Consider the following 385-nt stretch of genomic DNA (forward strand, 5'->3'; position numbering starts at 1 on the left):
TGGATACCTATGAGGTGTTTATAAAGCTGCATGAATCGTCGTCACGCTATCGTGCCGTGATGATGTGCGGGATGAATTGACGAGCTATGCTGCATGGCAGATATCTTTGACAACTGCTGCGGAAGGCGTCAGGTGGCATCATGCAAAAGTGTACCCCGTACCCCCGCATAATGAGGAGGGCCATGACGCACGCCGACAATAGCCTGCCAGAACTTCATCCAGCTGACGGGCCGTGGAGCATCTATCTCCACGTTCCCTTCTGTGCGTCGCGGTGCGGGTACTGCGACTTCAACACCTACGTGCTGTCAGCGATGGGAGATGACGCGGTCGCGGGGTATCTCGACGCCGCCCACCGGGAACTCGAGCTGGCTGCCGACGCGCTGGG

The 385-nt window shown here is 58.2% G+C and carries 1 pseudogene; it reads left to right on the forward strand.

The features are described from left to right. Nucleotides 1–182 precede the first annotated feature (182 nt). Nucleotides 183–385, forward strand: a pseudogene (locus KJQ99_RS11460) (hypothetical protein); the annotation flags it as partial.

It is taken from the genome of Campylobacter sp. 2018MI13, assembly GCF_018501135.1.
Taxonomy (GTDB): domain Bacteria; phylum Campylobacterota; class Campylobacteria; order Campylobacterales; family Campylobacteraceae; genus Campylobacter_E.